The organism is uncultured Campylobacter sp., from assembly GCF_938030145.1.
Lineage (GTDB): Bacteria > Campylobacterota > Campylobacteria > Campylobacterales > Campylobacteraceae > Campylobacter_B.
The window spans coordinates 13,779-34,826 of sequence record NZ_CALHGM010000038.1; the positions used below are offsets into that span (position 1 = coordinate 13,779).

The 21,048-nt window shown below is 41.6% G+C and carries 18 protein-coding genes, 1 tRNA gene and 1 pseudogene; 12 read left to right on the forward strand and 8 right to left on the reverse strand.

What is annotated here, in order from left to right; all coding sequences use genetic code 11:
- The first annotated feature begins 26 nt into the window (after window positions 1-26).
- The 4 genes and pseudogenes from Q0323_RS08195 to Q0323_RS08205 all read left to right on the forward strand — a co-directional run bounded on the left by Q0323_RS08195 (window position 27) and on the right by Q0323_RS08205 (window position 7,087).
- Complete coding sequence (locus tag Q0323_RS08195; RefSeq protein WP_298053419.1) at window positions 27-836, forward strand: hypothetical protein; 810 nt, start codon at window positions 27-29, stop codon at window positions 834-836.
- Window positions 837-841: 5 nt separating this feature from the next.
- Complete coding sequence (locus Q0323_RS08200; RefSeq protein WP_298053421.1) at window positions 842-4,528, forward strand: calcium-binding protein; 3,687 nt, start codon at window positions 842-844, stop codon at window positions 4,526-4,528.
- A gap of 15 nt (window positions 4,529-4,543) precedes the next feature.
- Window positions 4,544-4,606: pseudogene (locus tag Q0323_RS11280) on the forward strand (hypothetical protein); the annotation flags it as partial.
- A gap of 27 nt (window positions 4,607-4,633) precedes the next feature.
- On the forward strand, window positions 4,634-7,087 hold the full coding sequence (locus Q0323_RS08205; RefSeq protein WP_298053422.1) for a calcium-binding protein: 2,454 nt from the start codon (window positions 4,634-4,636) through the stop codon (window positions 7,085-7,087).
- Window positions 7,088-7,408: 321 nt separating this feature from the next.
- Here Q0323_RS08205 and Q0323_RS08210 read toward each other — a convergent pair whose 3' ends face one another.
- Window positions 7,409-7,561, reverse strand: a complete 153-nt coding sequence (locus Q0323_RS08210) for a hypothetical protein (RefSeq protein WP_298053424.1) — start codon at window positions 7,559-7,561, stop codon at window positions 7,409-7,411.
- A gap of 96 nt (window positions 7,562-7,657) precedes the next feature.
- Here Q0323_RS08210 and Q0323_RS08215 point away from each other — a divergent pair, with 96 nt between their 5' ends.
- From Q0323_RS08215 to Q0323_RS08225, 3 genes are read left to right on the forward strand one after another with little or no spacing between them, the layout of a single operon-like run.
- Window positions 7,658-7,825 (forward strand): hypothetical protein, encoded by a 168-nt coding sequence (locus Q0323_RS08215; RefSeq protein WP_298053426.1) that lies wholly within the window; start codon window positions 7,658-7,660, stop codon window positions 7,823-7,825.
- Between the two features lie 51 nt (window positions 7,826-7,876).
- Entirely contained in the window at window positions 7,877-8,290 is a 414-nt protein-coding gene (locus tag Q0323_RS08220) for a hypothetical protein (protein WP_298053428.1), read from the forward strand.
- Entirely contained in the window at window positions 8,230-9,207 is a 978-nt protein-coding gene (locus tag Q0323_RS08225; protein WP_298053430.1) for a hypothetical protein, read from the forward strand. The genes Q0323_RS08220 and Q0323_RS08225 overlap by 61 nt, the downstream gene beginning before the upstream one ends.
- Window positions 9,208-9,883: 676 nt before the next feature.
- Here Q0323_RS08225 and Q0323_RS08230 read toward each other — a convergent pair.
- The 3 genes from Q0323_RS08230 to Q0323_RS08240 form a co-directional block, all read right to left on the reverse strand.
- Window positions 9,884-11,110, reverse strand: a complete 1,227-nt coding sequence (locus Q0323_RS08230; RefSeq protein WP_298053431.1) for a tyrosine-type recombinase/integrase — start codon at window positions 11,108-11,110, stop codon at window positions 9,884-9,886.
- Window positions 11,111-11,348: 238 nt separating this feature from the next.
- A tRNA-Lys gene (locus tag Q0323_RS08235) sits at window positions 11,349-11,424 on the reverse strand.
- A 255-nt stretch (window positions 11,425-11,679) separates the two neighbouring features.
- Window positions 11,680-12,495, reverse strand: coding sequence for a lipid-binding SYLF domain-containing protein (locus Q0323_RS08240; protein WP_298053433.1), 816 nt, complete (start codon window positions 12,493-12,495; stop codon window positions 11,680-11,682).
- Between the two features lie 108 nt (window positions 12,496-12,603).
- Here Q0323_RS08240 and Q0323_RS08245 point away from each other — a divergent pair, with 108 nt between their 5' ends.
- The 4 genes from Q0323_RS08245 (at window position 12,604) to Q0323_RS08260 (ending at window position 16,854) form a co-directional block, all read left to right on the forward strand.
- On the forward strand, window positions 12,604-13,416 hold the full coding sequence (locus tag Q0323_RS08245; RefSeq protein WP_298053434.1) for a M23 family metallopeptidase: 813 nt from the start codon (window positions 12,604-12,606) through the stop codon (window positions 13,414-13,416).
- A gap of 25 nt (window positions 13,417-13,441) precedes the next feature.
- Window positions 13,442-15,331 carry a hypothetical protein gene (locus Q0323_RS08250; RefSeq protein ID WP_298053441.1) on the forward strand — a complete coding sequence of 630 codons (1,890 nt, stop codon included), beginning with the start codon at window positions 13,442-13,444 and terminating at the stop codon, window positions 15,329-15,331.
- A gap of 143 nt (window positions 15,332-15,474) precedes the next feature.
- Window positions 15,475-16,038, forward strand: a complete 564-nt coding sequence (locus Q0323_RS08255) for a methylated-DNA--[protein]-cysteine S-methyltransferase (RefSeq protein WP_298053442.1) — start codon at window positions 15,475-15,477, stop codon at window positions 16,036-16,038.
- 657 nt (window positions 16,039-16,695) lie between these two features.
- Window positions 16,696-16,854 (forward strand): hypothetical protein, encoded by a 159-nt coding sequence (locus Q0323_RS08260; RefSeq protein ID WP_298053443.1) that lies wholly within the window; start codon window positions 16,696-16,698, stop codon window positions 16,852-16,854.
- Between the two features lie 240 nt (window positions 16,855-17,094).
- On the opposite strand, the gene dapE is transcribed toward Q0323_RS08260, so the two are convergent.
- Together dapE and Q0323_RS08270 are read right to left on the reverse strand one after the other, a co-directional pair.
- Window positions 17,095-18,273, reverse strand: coding sequence for a succinyl-diaminopimelate desuccinylase (gene dapE / locus Q0323_RS08265; protein WP_298053444.1), 1,179 nt, complete (start codon window positions 18,271-18,273; stop codon window positions 17,095-17,097).
- Window positions 18,274-18,288: 15 nt separating this feature from the next.
- Window positions 18,289-18,885 carry a LysE family transporter gene (locus Q0323_RS08270; protein WP_298053445.1) on the reverse strand — a complete coding sequence of 199 codons (597 nt, stop codon included), beginning with the start codon at window positions 18,883-18,885 and terminating at the stop codon, window positions 18,289-18,291.
- Between the two features lie 687 nt (window positions 18,886-19,572).
- On the opposite strand from Q0323_RS08270, the gene Q0323_RS08275 reads away from it, so the two are divergent.
- The gene (locus tag Q0323_RS08275; protein ID WP_298053447.1) at window positions 19,573-19,743 is read left to right on the forward strand and encodes a hypothetical protein; all 171 of its coding nucleotides are present in this window, start codon (window positions 19,573-19,575) and stop codon (window positions 19,741-19,743) included.
- 238 nt (window positions 19,744-19,981) lie between these two features.
- Here the strand turns inward: Q0323_RS08275 and Q0323_RS08280 are convergent, their stop codons facing one another.
- Entirely contained in the window at window positions 19,982-20,191 is a 210-nt protein-coding gene (locus Q0323_RS08280) for a hypothetical protein (RefSeq protein ID WP_291936097.1), read from the reverse strand.
- Window positions 20,191-21,039, reverse strand: coding sequence for a class 1 fructose-bisphosphatase (locus Q0323_RS08285; protein ID WP_298053449.1), 849 nt, complete (start codon window positions 21,037-21,039; stop codon window positions 20,191-20,193). The genes Q0323_RS08280 and Q0323_RS08285 overlap by 1 nt, the downstream gene beginning before the upstream one ends.
- Window positions 21,040-21,048 lie beyond the last annotated feature (9 nt).

Below are 21,048 nucleotides of genomic sequence, written 5' to 3' on the forward strand. Positions count from 1 at the left end.
TTGATCTGTTTGAGGGATAGGGGATAGTGTCCGGTAAAATAGACAATGGAAATGAACTATTCGGAAATCATACTATTTCAAATGCCGCTTACGGATACACAGATAAAAAAGCGACCAACGGCTATGAGGCTCTAAAGGCCTATGATCCAAATGGCGACAACGTAATAGATGAAAAGGACGAGATATTTAATAAGCTTAAAATTTGGAAAGGTACGAATTCTAATGGCATTGCCGATGAAGGAGAGCTAAGCTCGCTTGCGGATAATAATATCAAAAGTATAGATCTAAACTACAAAGAGATAACGATAGATGAGAATTCTAATACCGTAAAACAAGGCTCTAAAGTTACTCTTAAAGACGGCTCTACCTTAGATGCTAACGACGTATGGATGAAGGTAAATTTAAACAAAACTGAAGAGATAATAGATCAAAGCAAGCTCCTGCCAGAAGTCCAAGCCCTACCTCAAGTAATGGCCAGCGGGAATTTAAGCTCTTTAAGAGTCGTGGCAGGTAAGAACGAAAAGCTGGCTACTATGATAAATCTATATCTGATGCTAAAGCCGGAGGATAGAAAGAAGCATATTGATGAGCTGATCTACGAATGGGCCGGAGTTAGCGATATGAATCCAAACTCTAGAACTACTTCTATCAATAGTAGGATTGTAAATGTTTATGAAAAGCTTACGGGCAAGCCTTTTACTTGGCATGGAAGCTCCAATGATACAAATATCAGGATATCTGCCAATATCATTAAAGAAAGATTCGATATTTTTAAACGCTATGTCTATGCTGCTATAGAGCCTCAAACGACATACTCCGATATGGATCAAACTTAGATCTTATGCACCTAGGAGAAAATGGAAAGCTAAGCTATAAATTTGATGCTTTAAATTCTAAGCTTATGCAGCTATATAAAGATGAGAAATATAATGAAATTGTAAATCTAATAGATAATGTAAGGGATACTAGCGCATATAAACCCATATTTCAAGAGAATCTAAAAGAAAATCTATTGAATTTTTGCGGTAGTGATAATAAATTTTTATCTATATGTTTTAATACATATATTAGTGGTACGGATGGTAATGATATTATCAATGGAAATTCCGAGAATAATTTTATAGTAGGAGGAAAAGGTAACGATACGCTTTATGGTGGATACGGCAATGATATGTATGTATTTGACAGAGACGACGGTAACGATATTATCTATGATACAATAGGCAATGATAAAATAAGATTCAGAGAAGGCATAACTCCTAATGATGTAAGTTTCAGACGAGAGCTTGATAAGCTTATAATCTCAATCAAAGGCGACAATGGAGCAAGTGACGATAGCATAACTATCCAAAATTTCTTTTCCGTAAATCCCGAAATCGGAAACAACACCGTAAGAACTATAGCTTTTGCCGATGGAACCGTTTATGATTTAAATAAAATTCTTGAGCTAGCTCCACTAGACTCTACCGATAAAAATGACAAGCTTTATTTAACGAATGGAAATGATACCTTTGATGCAGGTCTTGGTAATGATGAGATCTGGGGCGGCAATGGAGATGATGTCATCAATGGTGGAGAGGGAAACGATACGCTCTATGGAAATAATGGCAACGATACTATAATTGGCGGCAAAGGAAATGATATTCTTGATGGAGGATACGGAGATGATACTTATACATTTAATAAAGGTGATGGCAACGACATTATAACGGATGCCGGCGGAATCAATACCTTACAATTCGGAGAAGGAATTTCTAGAAGTGATCTAGAATTTAATGCGATCAATTTTGGCTCTGATTTAAAAATATCATTCAAAAGCACTCCTCACGATAGTGTAATTATCAATAGAATTTCTATAAAAAATATAAAATTCGCAAATGGAGAGATTTTAAAACTTAGCGATATTGATAACATAAAAATTATGGGGACCGAAGGAAACGATGTCATTCGTGCAGGTATAAATACTCCTCATATTATAGAAGGAGGCAACGGCAATGATGATATTAGAGCCAATAATTACACCAAATCAATTAATGGTGGTAAGGGTAATGATTGGCTTAATGGAGGAGAAGGCAATGACACCTATATATTTAATGAGGGTGACGGTAGCGATGTTATTTATGATACAAGCGGAATTGATACTTTAAAATTTGGGATCAATATAAGAAAAGAAGATCTAAAATTCAAAAGAGATCCCAATAAGCTTGTAATTTCAGTAAAAGAAGATTCCGGAATGCTACGGGACAGTATTACCCTTGAGAATTTCTACTCTATAAATTCCGGAATAACTCATAATAATACCGTAAGAACCATATCGTTTGCAGACGGTAGCGTTTATAATCTGGACGACATGTTAAAGTCTGCATTACCAAGTCCTACAGATAGAGCCGACATACTCTATCTTTCGGATGGGGATGATACCTTTGATGCGGGTCTTGAAAACGATATAATATGGGGCGGGGACGGCGATGATGTTATTTACGGTAACGAAGGAAATGATACTATTTATGGAGATAACGGCAATGATACGCTAATCGGAGGTAAAGGAGACGATAAACTCGAAGGAAGACGTGGGGACGACACCTATATATTCAATAAGGGAGATGGCAATGACGTTATTTACGATATTGAAGGATCTAATACTATAAAATTTAATGATTTTAGCGCGGATGATATAAATATCAAAAGAATATTTAATGATGTGGTCATCAATTCTAAAATTTCAAATGATACCGTTACCTTGCAACGTTTTTACAATAATAATGGTGAAAGTACTATAAATACTATAAAATTTAAAGATGGCACGTCTTGGGAATATCAAACTATTCTAAATAACTCTTCCATAAAAGCAACTGAAGAGGACGATAAATTTTTTCTTGACGACCAAGACAATGAATTTAATGCCCTTGGCGGAGATGATAAAATTTACGGGAACTGGAAGAGCAATATTATAGATGGGGGAGAAGGCAATGATATACTTATAGGCGGTCAAGGCAACGATACTCTCATCGGAGGAAGCGGTAATGACGAGCTTTATGGCGGTGAAGACAATGATATTTTAATAGGAGGAACTGGAAATGATATGCTTATCGGTGGAGCAGGCAACGATACCTACATCTTCAACAAAGGAGATGGAAATGACACCGTAGAGGATTATACCGGCAATAATACTATCAAATTTAACGATTTTGCTTTGAATGATATAGACATAAAAAAAGTTTTGGATGACATAGTTATAAGCTCAAAAATTTCAAACGATACTATAACTATCAAAAATAAGCTCTTCAGACATGCTATAGAAAATATAGTCTTTAAAGATGGTTCTGTTTTAAGCTATCAAGATATCCTTAATCGCTCCCATATAAAAGCAACCGAAGGAAGCGACAAATTTTATCTCAGCGATAAGGATGATGAATTTGATGCTTTGGGTGGAGACGATGAAATTTACGGACAAGATGGTAACGATGTCATAAATGGCGATAAAGGAAACGACAAACTTTACGGCGACAGGGGTGACGATACCCTAAACGGCGGATCAGGTTATGATCTTCTTGACGGCGGCGAAAGTAACGATACCTTAATCGGCGGTAAAGACGACGATATCCTAAACGGCGGATATGGAGATGATACCTATATCTTCAATAAAGGCGATGGCAACGATACCGTAACTGATAATGGAGGAGCCGATACTATAAAATTTGGCGAAGGAATAAGCAAAGAGGATCTCATCGTCAAAAGAGTTGCGCGAATGAATGATCGTACTGGACGAAAGGAATATTCGGATTTAGCCATCTTCTTTAAAAATTCTCCGAATGATTCTATTACTATACAAAACGTTATCGATAGTAACAAAAATAGAGATAATAACATAATAGAAAATTTTGAATTTGCTAATGGCGATAAGCTAAACTTTGAAGATATCAAAAAGCTATCTTTGATTGGTACCGACAGTAATGAGAACATTGTAGGTTATGTCCATGCAGATAATATCATCAAAGGAGAGGGCGGAGATGATAAGCTCTACGGTCAAGGCTGGAATGATACTATGTATGGCGGAGACGGAAACGACCTAATCGAGGGCGGTAGCGGCAACGATACCTTAATCGGAGGAAAAGGAGATGACACCCTCAACGGCGATATGGGGGACGACATCTATATCTACAATAAGGGTGATGGAGCGGATACTATAATAGATAGATATGGTAAAGATAAGATAAAATTTGGAGAAGGAATTAAAAAAGAAGATTTAAGCGCAACTATACAAGGCGATGGGTACATAAAAGATTTTGTGATATTTTTTAAAGATTCTCCGAACGATTCTATTATTTTAAAAAATATTGTTAATGGGAACAGGATTGATGCCACAATACTAAAAACCCTAGAATTTGCCAATGGCGACAAAATAGATATTAGAGATATTGAGAAATTATTTATAATCGGTACCGATAGAGATGAAACGATACGGGGTTTGGAAGATTTAAATAGTATCCTTGTAGGTAAAGACGGAAACGATGAACTCTATGGGTAAAAAGGCAATGATACTTTAATCGGAGGGGCAGACAACGATACCCTCAATGGTGGTTACGGCGACGATACCTATATATTTAATAAAGGCGATGGGGTAGATATAATAATGGATACGGACGGATCAGATACAATCAAATTTGGTGAAGGTATAAGCAAGAAAGATTTATCAGTCAAGATAACTTCAGGTACCTACTCCAATACTCAAAATCTAACTATCTCGATAAAAGGTTCCAACGACCGTATAGAGCTAAGCGATATTTTTAGAAACAAAGACAATATAGCCGATCGCTTAATAGAAAAATTCGAATTTTCTAATGGTGAAATTTTAAATTTTGAAGAGATGAAAAGACTTTCTTTAATAGGAACGGATGAAAATGATGAAATCAATGGCTTTCATAAAGGAGATAAAAATATTATTGAAGGCGGCAAGGGGGATGATACGCTTAATGGCGGATATATGGCAGATAATGTATTTGTATTTAATAAAGGCGATGGAAACGATATCATTGAACCCAACGGAGAGAACAACACTATTAAATTCGGCGAAAATATATCAAAAAATGATGTAATGATAAAAAGAGCCAACAAGGATAAATATGGATACGAAGACTTAATCATATCATTTAAAAATAATACTAGCGATAGTATGACAATTAAAAAAATCATAAGTAATGATAAATTAAATAAAGAACGTACTATAAATTTCTTGGAATTTTCGAATGGAGAAATTGCAAATTTAGATGAAATTGGGCGTATGTCCTTGATCGGAAGCGATATGGACGATACTATATCGGGCTATACCGGTTCAAATAACGTAATTGAAGGTGGGGCCGGAAACGATAAGCTCTATGGCAATACAGGCAGTGATACTTTAATCGGCGGTAAGGGAGATGATCTGCTTGAAGGAGGAATGGGGGACGATGTCTATATTTATAACAAAGGTGATGGAAATGACACTATACTAAATAAATATGATTGGATGCCAAATACTACCAATAATGATACTTTGAGATTTGGAGAAGGTATAAGCAAGGATGACTTAATAGTAACGAGAGTACCTATTAATAAAGAATATGAAGAATTTGGTGATTTTGTCATATCTTTTAAGAAATCAGATGGTTCGATAACTTTAAAAGATATGTTACACCGAGATTGGGCTAATGAGAATAATATCATACAGACCTTCGAATTCGCCGACGGAGACAAACTAAGCTTTATTGATATCAAGCAGCTATCGCTAAGCGGCACTGATAGTAGTGACACAATAAGCGGTTATCCAGATATGAGCAATATACTAGAAGGCGGTAAGGGGGATGATATTCTAATAGGTGCAGATTATTATGACAATTATGGACAAAAAGACAGTCCATATAAAAACACTTTTGTTTTTTCTAAGGGCGATGGAAAAGATATTATAAAGATGCTTAAAAATAAAGACCTTATTAAATTTAAAGATTGGGATAAAAAAGATGTAAGATTTGATCTAAATTTGATCAACTCTACCCTGCTTATCTCGAATGCCTCTTCAAACGATACCGTATTAATAGAGGACTATAGTACTACCTCGGGGTATAATTATGAAAAAAGGCGCTATTTTGTAACAAACTTAAATATCGAATTTAAAGACGGCATCACTTTAAATAATGACTTCATCTTAAAAAACGCTAAGCTTAAAGGCGATGCAAACACTATGATAGGAGGAAAGGAAGATAATATCTTTACCTATGACGGAGGAGCAAAAACCATAATGGATCTTGGAGGCTACGATAAGGTCATATATAAAAATCCCGTAAAAAGAGTCCGCTATGATTACGGCGAGAACGGCTCGGATGATCTTAGATTGATCATTACTCCGGCAGATTCTAATGCAAAGAACGATATCTTGGAAGTAAAAGGTTTCTTTAGCAACCGAGATAATGTCATAGAGGAATTTCGTATCGGTAAATATCTAAATATTAAGGCAGCGGATATTTACAGAGCATTCGGTATGGATTATGAAGCAAATAATGCTAAAGCGGCTTCTTTGGCAAGCACTACGGAGACATTTTCGCTAGCTGCAAAACCCGCTTTAATGATGAATGCCAAGCTAGACATAGATAACGAAGCTCAAATTTCGTCATTCTTGAAAAGCTCGGATGATGTAAAGCCTGCAACGCTCTCGCCGATAGACTCTGTATATTCTACTAAGAGCGATGAAAACGAAGTCTCATCTGCTTCAAAAGAAACCAATGAACTTAGCTTAAATTCCAAATCCAACTGGGATATGGTTTTAGGCGGCGGCGATAAGAACAAACTAAAGGCTATCGTTTCAAAGTATTGCGATAATTCAAATTTGAGTACCTCTAATCTAAATTCCAATCTTAGCGTTAGCAATACCGTGGATCTAAACTCTGCTCCGGGCGTTATTCAAGAGGATACTTTAAAAGACAATGCTTTCTTAAGCCAAGATACGGTAAACAAGATTATAGAGCAGCTAAACGTCTATGCCGATAACTCGGAAGCTTTGGAATTTAACCAAAAAGATATTCGCAAGGATGATATGCAAGTTTACATGAGTTAAGGGCTATTTAGGATTATACCTTTTAAGGGTTATGTCTTATAATTATGCTGGCATTTCATTCCTTGCCGGCATATCGCTTTAGGTTAGAAATTTTATATGAGGCGGTACATTTAAAACGTCGCCTTATAAGTTACTATCTTTCAAAATCGTAGCGAGTGTATTATTAAAGCGAACGATTAAATTTTGATACGGTAAATTTAAAATGCTTGCATGAGGACAGACAAAATTTTGCAAATATCTCCATCCTTACATGGGGTTTTTACGCTTGAGACCTTTACTCTTCTTAAAAATCCTGAAAAGAACTAGGTTGATTCCATAAGCTTACAACATATTCGCATCCTTTATGCCTTCAAAGCCCAACCCGCATACGCCCTTCAACAAAATATTCCACTCAAAACCAACCCCTGGAATCCTCCGCATAAAACGCAATCCTAAAAACGAATGCCTTGAACGCTTTCCTTGCTTAATATCCATCATCCTTCCTTTCTTATTATGCCTTTCATAACATCCACATATCAAGTTCTACCATTCTCTATCACCGAGCCTTTTTATAAGAAACAATGAGGCTTTATGAAAACAATGAAGCATAAGGTTCCTGAAAATAATGAAACTGCTGAAATAATAACGAGACTTCATAAAAGCAATGAATCTACCGAAAAGAACAACGAAGCTATTGAAAGACAACAAAGCTGCATGAAAATAATGAATCTCCAAGCTTTTTTATTTTCCCCGCTATAATAGGCCGGTAATCTTTAAATTTATCATAAAATCTATCACAAAGGAGCAGATATGCATTACGAAAATATTTTAAGAGTTAAGAAAGGCATAAAGGTCTTTAACGATAAAGCTCAAGAGACTACTAATCAGAATGAGCTTATATGGCTGGTAAATACCTTTATCTCATATATTAGTAGAGCAAGGCACGATAAGAAAAGAGCGGATAATGCACTTAATGGTATATTGCACTATTACAAAGATATGAAGGTAGATAAAAGAGCCTTAAGCGAAGTAGTAAATAAAGAGTATAAAAAGCTACTAGACCCAAAGAAAAAACCGACCAAATCAAAAATAGCAGATTATAAGGATTGCTTAAAATCCCTACATAAAAGCGGCCATAGCTATCAAAAAATAGCAGATATCCTATGGAAAAACTACGGCATACAAACCAGCAAATCAAACGTAGCAAGACTATTAAAAAGATAAAGGTATATATAATCATGGCTCTGCACACTAGAATGAACGCTAAGGCTATTATCTCTCAGATTATGAGGCAAGCAAACGGTATAGGAATATCAAAAAGTAACGTAAGACGTAATAGTAAGCTTAAAGGACAAAATGGTCATACAAAGAGCGTATACGCCCATAGCATTAAAAGTCTTCAAAACTTAAGAGCGGTAACTACTCAATATATAGAATTTCTTAAAGCCAAACACGGTCAAAAAATAATGCAAAACATTAATGCCGGTAGTGCAAGAGAGTGGCTACTGCTAAAAGCAGATGAAATAAGCGGCGGAGCGCTTAATACCTATATATCTGCATTAGCTAAGAGCTTTGATAATTGCAGTAAGCTAGGGCTAAACGTATCGGGAAAAGATATTACGGATATCCGCAAAGAGCTTAAGAAAAAGGGTATGAACCTTCGTAAAAGACATTATAACAGGGCCTATGAAAACCCATATAAAATCATAAGCAATATGCAATTAAGCTCATTATACTATATATCCGCCAAGCTTCAATTGGAAGCAGGACTAAGACTGGATGATGCCATTAACTCAAGCAAATGGCAAATTAACGACGATAATAGCATAACCATACTCGGCAGCAAGAACGGCTTATGCTATAGCACTAAAAAGCTAAGCGATAAAACCATAAAGCAGATAAGGCTTGCCAAAGAAGCGGGATACTATGCTCCAAGAAATTCTTACGTAAAAGATCTAAAAGCAGCAGGAGCGGATAGCAGAGGAACTCATGGGCTTAGATATAACTTCGCTCAAGAAAGATACCAAGAGTTAAGTAAAGAGGGTATGAGTCATATAGAAGCTTTAGCTCAGGTATCTATAGATATGGGACATTCAAGAGTAGAGATAACTAGGCATTACTTGGTTGGGTTAATAGTATAGGTGGATTGGTTTGATATAGGATAGGCATTATTCTTGGCTTGATCATAGGCATTCCTAGTTTTATTATGGGCATTGCTTGGCTTGATTAAAAGCTGCGGTTGTATCCACTTTGATCTTGCCATTGCTCGTTATAGGCATTCTTGGTTTTATTAAAAGATGAGATGGCTAGATAGATGCCTTCGGTATTTAAATGCCTTATCAAAGCAAAGCTTCATAAGAATATTCCCAGAATTTGCTATTTGCAATAAGGAGTTGCTTTAGCAAAGAAATATTCCAAAAAGTTATAAAAAGCATATTTAAACGGCACTTAGTAAAAAGAGAAATATCCCCGCAATGGATAAAGGGCTGATTTAGTTGAAAAATTTAAACTACCTATATATATATGAAACTCATGGATTATGGAATTAATGAATTAAATGGGCTTACTAATAAGCTTTAGAATATCTGAAATACGTAGTAAGCTCATCTTGTTCATTTTATAGAGACTTAATTATATTGAAAATCCTCTGTATGTTTATAAGTATTTGCCCGTTTATGGCAAATAGCTTTGCTATATCTATGGTATTTGCCGTATATATTACTTTTTTCAGCTTGCCGGATGTATTCTGTTCAATCAACAACTGCGCAAACCTTCAAAGAAACTATCCTTTTCTTTAACTCATCCTTGCTTCTCCCCTTAAAATTTAAACCCCAGCTCCTTTAAATAACCTAGCCACCATGTTAGAACCCTACGCGTATTCTCAATATTCGTAGCTTTGTTATAAATCTTTTGTATCTCTCTTTGTGCATGAAAAAGGGTGCGTTCAATGCTATAAGGATCCAGCTTGTTCTCATGGATTTTTTCATATGCAAAGGTTTCTAGTATCTTTCTAAAAGAGTGAAAAACCAGTCTATTCTTAGCTATTACGGGAGCATAGGTTTTAAGCGCTTTAACTAGAGTCATATCGCTTAGTACCTCTCCTTGAGTATTGGCAAAGCATAACGGGCAGTTACTATTATGAGCGTGTAACCTTTGCAGCCATTGCCCCACTTCTGTAGGAAGTCCCAGATGTTCATCTCCATTGCTTTTTACCTTATTTTCATCTTGTGGAAATAGCAAGTAGTATTCTCCATCATCGCCTATTTTTAAATGCTCATGGGTTAAATTTCTTACATTTGAGCTTCTTAGCCCGGTAAGTAGTCCAAAGATCAAAGCGTTCTTAACACCTATTTGATGAGGATAGTTCATGATAAATTTAATAAGTACGGTTAAATCCAAGTCATCTTTTATATATGGGTATTCGCTATGGCGAGGTATATTATAAAAGTCCTTAAACACCTCTTCTGCAAATAATGGATTTTTAGAAATATCTCTTATGCGAGCATATCTGAATAGTCTTTTAATAAGTTTGAATAAAATTTCTAAGGAAGCGTACTTCTCATTATCGTAATAATAATCCAGTATCGGCATAATATCCTTTTTGCTTATCTTGTTTATATCTTTGTCACAAATATCCCTTAAAGCTTTAAAGCTCATATCTCGTCTTTTAGAGGTTGCTAATGCGACATTGCCGTTATGTCTGCGAAACTGCTGGTAAACACTCGCTAGAGTATTACTTGGGGCGGCTAGTTTAGTAGAACCATCTACTATTAAACCTTTAAGCGCTTGCTTGGCTTCATTAAGACTTATCTCATCTGCATTGCCTAAAGACTTAATCAGCTTACCTCCTAGCGAATAGTGATAGTACCTATGGATTGTTTGCTCTCCCTTTTTAGTAAATGAGCGGTAAAATCTAACTGCTATATGCTCATCTATCATTTCCACCATAGTATTTTTGCGATGAGGCAGGGAGAAATTTCTGATCACTTTATCGGGGTCTATTTTAAAAACCGGATCGTCTTTAATTTTAGAAAAAATCTTCATAACTGCTTGTCCTTTAAAATTTAATATAGTTTCATAGGACAAATTATAAAAGCTTCCAAAGAGTTTAACAAGCTTAAGAGCTACTATACATTTTTTAATATATAGTAGTTTCTCTTAAACTACCTGTATAATCTAGCGTTTTTAGCATTTGAAATTTTTTTGAAAAAATTTGAAAAAGCCTCAAAACAGGGCTTTTAAAAAAATCAAAAAACTAAAAATAGGGGGGAAATTTGATAGATGGTGTCCCGTGTAGGATTCGAACCTACGGCCGCCTGATTAAGAGTCAGATGCTCTACCAACTGAGCTAACGAGACAAGAATTATAATTGTAGTGATAAAAATATAAAAAACTGATTAAATTTTATAAAAATTTCGTTAAATTTCATAAAATTTTATTCGGTCTTTATATATCTAATAACTCATAAAAATTAAATAAAATACTTTAGTAAAGAATCAATCAATCTTTTTAAAATAGCCTATGTGCTTTCAATTTCACGCTTGCGCGCTCTTGCACAAACTCAACGCAAAGCCAAAGCAAGAAGCCCCATAAGCGGGGCTTAACTCGATAATTTATTTTGATTTTTTAGCCTTTTTGCTTCGCGTAGCCTTAGCGTGAGTTCTAGGAGAGCGGTTTGAGATGATCGGCTTACCGTCAGGATATTTTTTCTGCACGTGATTTACAGGTATCGCCGCACTGCTGCTAGCACCGTATTTTTCGCCGTTTGTGAAATACTTCCTCATCACTTCCTTCCATCTTTTTGCGTATTTATTCGCGCGCGGAGAATCGTTTAAGATGTCCTCGTAGTCGTAAATTCTCTCATAGAAGTCGTTAGTTAGTTGATCGTCGATAGTGATTCTGCCGTTGTCGATCGATACGCCTAGGTAGACGCCTGTTTGCTCGCCCGGGCTTACCATCCATGCAGAAATATCAGGTAGATCGGTTGCGCGACCGGTTCTTCTACCTACGCCGCCTGCTGCGGCACCTACATTGATCTCAAGGGTGTCTGTGCCAGTAAAAATGTCTTGATATGACTTCGTAGTATGAAAGATCATCACGATGTCGCTCGTCTCGTAGCCTGCCTGTAAGCCCACGCCGTAGCCTTTATATTTGATAAAAATCGGTGAGCTCCACTCGCCGTTCTCGCCTTTGACGCTAAAAATTCCATCGCCGTACTGCAGCGATGCGCCCGCAGCTAAACGTTTTACGTCGGTTAGGATTGCGACGGCTTTGGCGCTGGTTAGATAGCGCTCATCGGTGCCGAAGTTATTAGCCGCTACGAAAGATCTAACAACGTTAGTCGCCGCTATAACCTCTTGATTTGCCACGACGTCCGCGTGCAAAAGACCGCAAAGTGCAACAGATGCTAGAAGCAAAAACTTTTTCATCATTTAATCCTTTTAAAATTGAATTTTCGTTATTATAACAGCAATTTCATTTGTTTTAGCTAATTTTTAACAAAAAATTGATGAAAAATAACGAATTTTGGAAAATTTATGAAATTTCTAGCTATTTTTGCACTTTTGACGATCAAAATTTTCGCTTTAGACATAGTAAATGGTGATGTTATTATCTTAAAATTAGATAAAAGCACGACCGAGTTGAGCTTTGGCTCAAAGAAAATCCCCCTCATCGAGGCACCAAATTCTAGCGATAAAATCGCCGTTTTGGCGGCGAATTATCGCGCTAAGGGGGATTTTGCGCTGCGGATAGTAGATCAAAGCGGCAGCCACGAGCAGATCGTCGCTTTGAAAAAGGGCGAGTATAAAAAAGAGGCCTTAAGCGTCGCTCCTGGCAAAGTTAAACCGCCAAAAGAAGCCGCCGCGCGTATCAAAAAAGAGCTCGACGAAGCCAACGCGATCTATGCGATTACCACGCCGCGCTATCTTTTTTCCACGCCGTTTGAGCTGCCTTTAAACTCCAAAATAACCTCTGCGTTCGGCAATGCCCGCACCTTTAATGGCGAGCTTAAAAGCTATCACAGCGGCACTGATTATCGCGCCGCGGTAGGCACTGCGGTGTGCGCAGCCAATGACGGCGTCGTAGTCATCGCCAAAGACCGCTACTACGCCGGTGGTTCGGTCGTGATCGATCATGGCGGCGGCATCTATTCGCAGTACTATCATCTAAGCGAGATCAAAGTGACGCTTGGCGATCACGTTCGCAAAGGCGATGAAATCGCGCTTTCGGGCGAGAGCGGTAGAGTTAGCGGTCCACATCTGCACTTCGGCATCGCGATCAACGGCGTGAGCGTCAATCCGCTAAGCTTCGTCGCTAAATTTAATGAAGTGGTTTTTGGCGAGCGCTAAAATGCCCTACAATCCGAAGGAATTAATGAAAAAAATTCTCGCAGGCAGCGATTTTAAGTTAAAAGGCTCGGTCAAAGGTCGTGTGCGCGTCGCGAGTAGGGACGGAGCGATCGTAAATTTTACCGCTGCAGACTTCGGCGTGCAGAGCCTAAACGACAAAATTTCGCTTAGTGGCGAGCAGTTCGAGCGTTTTAGAGCTAGAATTTTTGGAATTTTAAACTCCGGTGGACGCGAGCTTGCAGGTAGGCTCACGCTCTCTTCTACGCCCAAAAAGAAAGCCCGCGCAGATCGTCTCCGCGCGGCAGATGGCTATGCGGAGTTTGACGGTGCCTGCGATTTTGGTAGCTTTTGCGGCGGAGATTTGGGCGTAGTTTTGCCCGAGGCTGGTGGCGGCTTGGCAAAGACTTCGTATGCCACAAATGCGAGGCACGGTGAGCGAGATCTTTCTGCGTGCAGCGCTCAGAGTGCGCAAGGCTTTACTTCACAGGCAGAATTTCAAGATGTTTCGCAAGCAGAATTTTATGGCGCAGCTCGGGCGGAATTTTGCGTAGATACGGCGTGCGAGAATTTTATTTCGCAAAATGATGCTGCGCAGGATGACATGAGTATGGGGCTCGCTGCTAGTTTCGAAGAGAGCGCAAATGCGAGGAGTGAAAATTTTATACCACAAAACTCTGCGCCTACGAATTCTGCTAAAGGGCAAAGCTTCGTTCCTGCATCGCGAAATTTTATTTCCGCGCAAAGCTCTGCGCTCGTGAAAGATTCCATATTTGGGGCGCAAAATTCTAATTTTATGGCGCAAACGAAGAATTTTGTGGCTGAAAATTCGTTTGTAGCAGAGCAGGACGCGGACTTACGAAGTAAAAATTCTACGGCACAAAGCTCTGCATCAAAAAATTCTACTTTCGCAAATTCTGCGCTTGATATAAAGTGCGCAAATGATTGCAAGCCTCAAGGCTCCGAGTTTTCCAAGGGGCAAAGCGCTAATTTCGCTGGCCGCCGCGCCGCAAATTTTGCCTTAGAAAATGCCTTGGAATTTACGCCTCAAGATGAGAATTGCGTTGGTGAGAATTCCGCGTTTTTGGCAAAAGGGCAAAATTACGCGCTAAAAAATTCCGACGAGCAAAATTTAGCACAGAAAATCTCTGCACAAGAGTGGCACCCTTTAAATTTGCCACCGCAAGCGGGAAATAAATTTGTGCCCGAATTCGAGCAATCCGCGCAGTCTGCGTTAACGGGTGAGAATTCTACGTTTGCTTCTTCTATGGCGGAGGGGGCGCTTGGTGATGAGCCCGCGTCTGCTGCTTTTGGGAGCGAATCAACTTTTGCGACTAAGCCCGTAAATTTCTATGGCAAGCCTGCGCGCAAAGCGCCTACGAAAGAGCGCGCGAGCCTTCGAGAGCGTCCGCAGGCTCTGCCTATTGCAAGCACTTCGCGTCCTATTTCGCTACCGCAAGCGTCTAAAGCTAGGCTCATCGAGCTTAAGCCGCGTTTCATAGGCATCGCGCATAGGATTAAAATTTCGTTTTTGAAAAAGAGCGCGAGCGAGCCTGGCGAAGGGGTTTTGGCGCGCGTTCGTATTCCGCTTTTGATGGAGAATTTCGGTCTTAATGATATTTTGTCGTCCACGGCGAGCTACCAAATGGCGAAAAAGATGGTGCGCACGATCGCCGATCTTTACATCGCCAAGGATCTGCGCGGCGTGCACATAGGCGTGCCGGTGCGCCTTGAAATGGGCTTTAAAAGCGGTATCTCTGACGTCAGCAACCACGCCTTTATTTTCAAGCTCGTCGAGGACAGCCTCGTCAATAACGGCGTCATCGACGACGACAACGCAGATATCGTGCGCGAGATCAAGCTCTTTAAGCAGGACGTTTTCGACGGGGTTTTGGTAAACATCGTGCGGTTTGAGTAGAGACTTTGCGATGCTTTGCGTATAAATTTTAAAATTTTGCGTTACCGCATGAAATTCCATCGTTTTCGAGCTTTAGCTCGCACCGCAACAAGCGCTTTTTAAAATTTTTTTGATCAAACCAGTAAAAATTTGAAAGGATTAAGATGCAAAAAGCCTTTTTTAATTCGCCCATTGGAATGTTTGAAATTTGGGATGATGAGATCGGGATCTGCAGTATCGACTGGGTCAAAAGCTCTGCCTGCAGTCCCAATGATGAGATCTTTAAAAAACACGACGCAGAGCCTAAATTAGGCTTTGTGCGTGCAGCGGACGATAAAGGACGCGATTTAAGGCTTAGCGATTTAAGAAAGAATTTAGCTCTTTGCACCGACGAGCTTGGCGCCTATTTTAGGGGCGAGCTTGAGAGCTTTAGCGTTAAACTGAGCCAAAATGGCACGCAGTTTCAAAAGTCCGTGTGGAGCGCGCTTTTAGAGATCCCTTACGGCGAGGTCGTAACATACGGCGAGCTAGCTCGGGCTATCGGCAGACCGCACGCAAGCCGCGCAGTAGGCAGCGCAAATGGCAAAAACAAGATCCCAATCATCGTGCCGTGCCACCGCGTCGTAGCTTCGGGCGGGCTCGGCGGATACAGCGGCGCGGGCGGCGTAGCGACCAAAGCGTGGCTACTAAACTTTGAAAGAGAAAATTTAGCCAAATTTGGCAAGTAAAATTCGATTAAATTCTGCCTTGCAAGCACGGCGCTGATTTTAAAATTTTACCGCGCGACGCTGCGAAATTTCATAAAGCGATTTTGTAAATTTATAGTTTTTACAGCAATTGAAATATTTAAAATTTAGCAAGGAGCCTGCTAAGCCGGCTTTCAAGTCCTAACTTTAAATTTATCGCGCCGCAGACATTTGCTATGAGCGGTTGAAATTTTTCGCAGTGATAAATTTAGCCTCGCGAAATTCCGCGCTGAAGTCCTTCGATAAATTTTCATCTTGCGTGCATTTTGTGCAGCAGCGCGTAAGGCAGCAAAAATTTTGCAGCCCCCTTCGTGAAAATAGGCAAGGATAGCAAATTTTGAGGCGGAATTTTGCATAGCTTAAAAATTCTGCGTCACCGCGCTGCAAGGTAAAATTCAACGACGCCGTATTAAGGCAAAGTAAAATTTAATTGCGCTTGCCGAAGCGGGGTAAAATTTCCACAGAAGCGGTAAGCGGGGCAGAATTTATCTCGGCGGTAACGTGACTAAGTAAAATTTTATAAATCCACGAAGCGGGCGGTATCCCAGCAGAAACGGCATTGTCCTAGCCAAGCTTCTTGCGTAAGCAGCGGGCGCGTCAAAGATAAAATTTTTCACGAAGACGGCAAAGTACAGCAGTATGCCGCTAGAGTCACCTGACGAAGATGAAATTCTACGCAAAGAGAGCGAGATGAATTTTGCGCAAAGATCGCGCTATTTGCTGAAATTCGCGCAAAAGCAGTATTCTTTTAAAAAATTCCTAGCAGCGGTAGCGTTCGTTGTCAAAGCTCGCCTTTGAAGCGGTGGCGTTTTGCTAAGGCTTCTTGCGAAAGCGACGTTGCATAGCAAAGTAATTGTAAAAGCGGCGAGCGTGCTGTAGATAAAATTCTTAGCAAAAGCGGCGTAGCAGGGCAAAATTTCTACGTAAGACGCACGGCAAAGATAAAATTTGCCAAGCAGTTACGAGCGAAAACCCTGGCAAATTTGGCGAAGCTTGGCAGAATGCAGAAAATCTACGCAGCTTTACCAAATTCCTAAATTAGCCAAAATTTTCTATCAGATCGCTAAAAATTTTAGCTAAATTTTCGACGTCGCTAATCTCTACTCGTTCGTTGATCTGATGGATCGTGTCGTTTCGCACGCCAAACTCCGCTGTCTCCACGCCAAACTCCGCGAAGTATCTCGCATCGCTCGTGCCGCCTGCGGTGTTTAGCTCGGCTGCTGCGCCACAGATCTTCTGCACGCTAGCGCTTAGTTTTTGCACGATTTTGGAGTTTCGCTGAGTTAAAAAAGGCTTTGAGGAGCTTTTTAACGCAAGGTGTAGCGACGCGCCTGCTCGCAGCTGTGCGGTGCAGCTCATTTCTAGCTTGCCGCAGGATTCGCTTTCGCTGCACAGCGCATCTTTTGCATCTAACTCAAATAACCTCAGTACGTAGTTTCGCACATCTTCTAGTCCCAGCCCTACGCCGCCGCGGACGTTAAACATCACGCGTACGTCCTTGGGTGTTACGTTTACTACCTGCGAACCGCCGCGAATGTCGGTGATGACTATCTTGGCTGGAGCGAAATCCTCGCTACCCGCGTCCAGATTATGCCCCGCGAGGCTTGCAAGCACCGGCGCTAAAATGTGGACAGGATTGATGCATTTATCTGGGTAGGCTGCGTGCCCGCCGATACCCGTGAGTGTGAGGACGCCGTTAATCGAGCCGCGACGGCCGATCTTAATGGTATCACCGAAGCGCACTTCGCATGTAGGCTCCGCAACGATTGCGAAGTTGGGTAGGGCACTTTGCTCGCGCAATTTAGAGAGCATTTCGCGCGTGCCGTAGATGCCGTCACCCTCCTCATCGCTGGTTAGTAGTAGGCTTAGCGTGCCCTTAAAATCGTGTGCCGCCGCTAGCGCGCAGATTGCCGCTGCGATGCCGCTTTTCATATCCTGCGCGCCGCGCCCGTATAAAAAGCCGTCCACTTCCACTGGCACAAACGGATCGCTCGCCCAGCCCTCGCCTGGCGGTACGACGTCGATGTGCCCGGCAAAGCACAGATGCGGACCCTGCCCGAAGCGCTTGGTAAAAATCGCGTTAGTTACGCCGTTTAGCTCGAATCTATCCTCGCTAAAGTCCGCCAGCAGCATCGAGACGTAGTTGAAAGCCCCGTCGTCGCTAGGTGTGAGCGAGCGGAATTTGATGAGCTCTTTTAGAATTTCAATCGGTTTCATAAGCCATCCTTTGGTTTAAATTTTAGCGAAAATTATAGCGTATAAAAGCTTTAGTGCAAAAGATACCAAAATAAACGCCGAGATATATGCAAATGCCCGCACTGCTATGTTTGGAAGCTTGCTACGAGCTAGATATATAGCAAGCGGAAAAAGCGTGATCCAAGCTAAAATTCCGCTTACAAGCCCTGCAAGGGCAAGCGCAAAATCTGCTCGCGCGGTGCCGGCAGAGACGCTGAGCCAAAACATAATGACGTATGGATTTAGTAAATTTATCAAAAAGCCTTTGCCGTAAAGCGCCGCACCCGAGCAAGCCTCGACGCTTGCAGACTGCACCGAGCGAGTCGCGCCATGCCAGATCTTGTATGCCGTGTAGAGCAAAAAGCATGCGCCAAATACCGATATGCAGGCAAAAACGATCGGGATTTTGGCTAACTGCGATATACCAAACGCCGATAGCGCTAGATAGAGCATATCCGCGCTCATGGCGCCGAGGCCCAGGCACAGCGCCTTGGTGTAGCTTCGCAGCGCGTAGGACATCATCAGCACGTTTATCGGGCCGATCGGCACACTAACGCCCAGCCCCATCAAAATCCCTTGCACGAACGGTTGCATCCCTCTCCTTGCATTCCCCAAACTGCTCTAAAATTTCGGCATGCGGCGCTGCGAAAAAACCTATGGACGCGGCTTTGCGAATAGATCGATGACGCACAGCTTCGCGAATGGATCAATCCTAAAATTCCGCGCGATCGCCGATCGGTTTTAAATTTAACGCAATCGCCGCCATACGCGCCTTAGCTTTGAAATTTTAAAGCGAGCGTTGTAGCGCGCTCGGCTTTGAAATTTTAGCAAGCACGGCTCGCGATACACCTGCTTACCGAGCCTTGGCTGGCTCTGAAATTCTAATGCCGAGCATTGCGTGCGCCAGGGCATTTAAATTTAACGCGTGCGGTTGCATGCGCCTCGGCTTTGAAATTTTGGCGAGCGCTTTGCACGGCACGCATGATCGACGAGCTTTAAATTAGCTTTTAAATTTTAACGCGCAATCACGGTTTAAATTTGCAGCTTAAATTTACGGCTAGAATTTTGCGAGGTAAAATCCGCCGTCTCGCCGCGTCGCTAAGTTTGCCGGGCTAAATTTTGCCCTGCAAAATTTAGCCCGGCAAAAGGATTGGCGACGAACGGCGGCTCGCGCAAGTCGGTAAGTTTTAGTCGCGTAAATTTAAAGATCGCGGCGGTAAAATTTAGTCCGCCGAAATTTTATTTTGCGAAATTTCGCGTATCCGCGCTCATAAACGGCTCATGATCGCAGATAAAATTTTGCGAAGCGAAATTTCGCGCCTTAAAATTTTATCCGTAAATTTTAAAATCCAGCCGCGCCGCTTGAAATTTAATCCTGCTTCTGCTTTAAATTTAGCTACGCATTTGAAATTTAGCCGCGCCCTCATTTTAAATTTTATCGGCTCGCCGTAAACCTACCCGCAAAACAGACGTATCGCGGAGCTGACCCTGCCGCGAGGCTAAACGCGCCGTAAATTTTATCGTTTTGCAGTGGAGCAAATTTTACACTGCAAAGCAAAAACCTGCGCGCCGCCGGATTAAATCCGCACCGCAGAGCAATTCCGCGTCGCAACAGGTTTCGCGAAAATCCGCGATGCAGGGGCTTTAAACAGTCTGCTTAGTAAAATTCCGCGATCGCAATAGCGCAAATTTAAAACGAAAAATCCCCCGTCGCGCCGTGCGACATGCTCTCATAAACCGCCTTGACATACTTGTCGCGCACCGCGCAATCTAGCAGCTTCTCGCACTCCAGGCAGCTGGTGAGGTTGTGCTCGGCTTGGCACGCTTGTAGCGCGGCCAAGCTTTTATCTAAAATTTCGTCGTAAACGTCGCGCGGCGCGCTGCTCTGGGTATCAGCCATCAGTTTTTCCCGCCGTAAATTTCATGCATCTTCGCGATCTCGTACTTCGAGCCGAAAAAGCAAGGGGTGCTTTGGTGGATTTTTTCAATTTTAAGCTGTAAAAGCGAGCCGTTCGCGCCGTCGCTAGTGGCGCCTCCCGCGCGCTCGAAGATGAACGCAAACGGTAGCACTTCGAAGGTTACGCGAAGCTTGCCGCGCGGATGATCGCTGGTAGCGGGGTAGCTGAAAAGTCCGCCGCCTTTTAATAAAATTTGATGCAGGTCGCTTACCATCGCGCCGCTGTATCGCAGGCGGTAGCCCTCGTCAAACAGCGCTCGCACGAGCTTTCGGTGTGGTTCGCTCCAGCCCTTTTGCGTCGCACCGGTAGCGTTTAGCTTGCCTTTTTGCTGTAGGCGCAGGTCTTTTACGAAGCTAAATTTGCCCTCGCGATTTAGGCGGTAGAGCTTCGGCGCGTCCTCGCAAACGATCATCTCAAGGCGCGGTCCGTAGATGCAATAGATCGCCGCCTTTAAGTTTGCGGGCGAAATTTTATCCTCGTAGATGCCAAATATCGAGCCCACGGCGAAATTTACGTCCACCAAGCTCGAGCCGTCGAGCGGATCGTAGGCGACGATTAGGCGCGCATCCTCTCGCAGCGTTAAAATTTCATCTTTCTCCTCGCTGATTAGGGCGCGCACGAGCGGATTTTTGCGAAATTCCGCCTCGATTATGGCGTCGCTTTTTACGTCGAGTTTGAGCTGCGTATCGCCCGTGCTGTTGTGGTGATCGGTGTAGCCGAAGTCCGCGTATTTCAGCTCCTCGGCGATTTGTAGCGCGATATTTTGGATTGATTTTACGATCTCTTGCATTCTGATTCC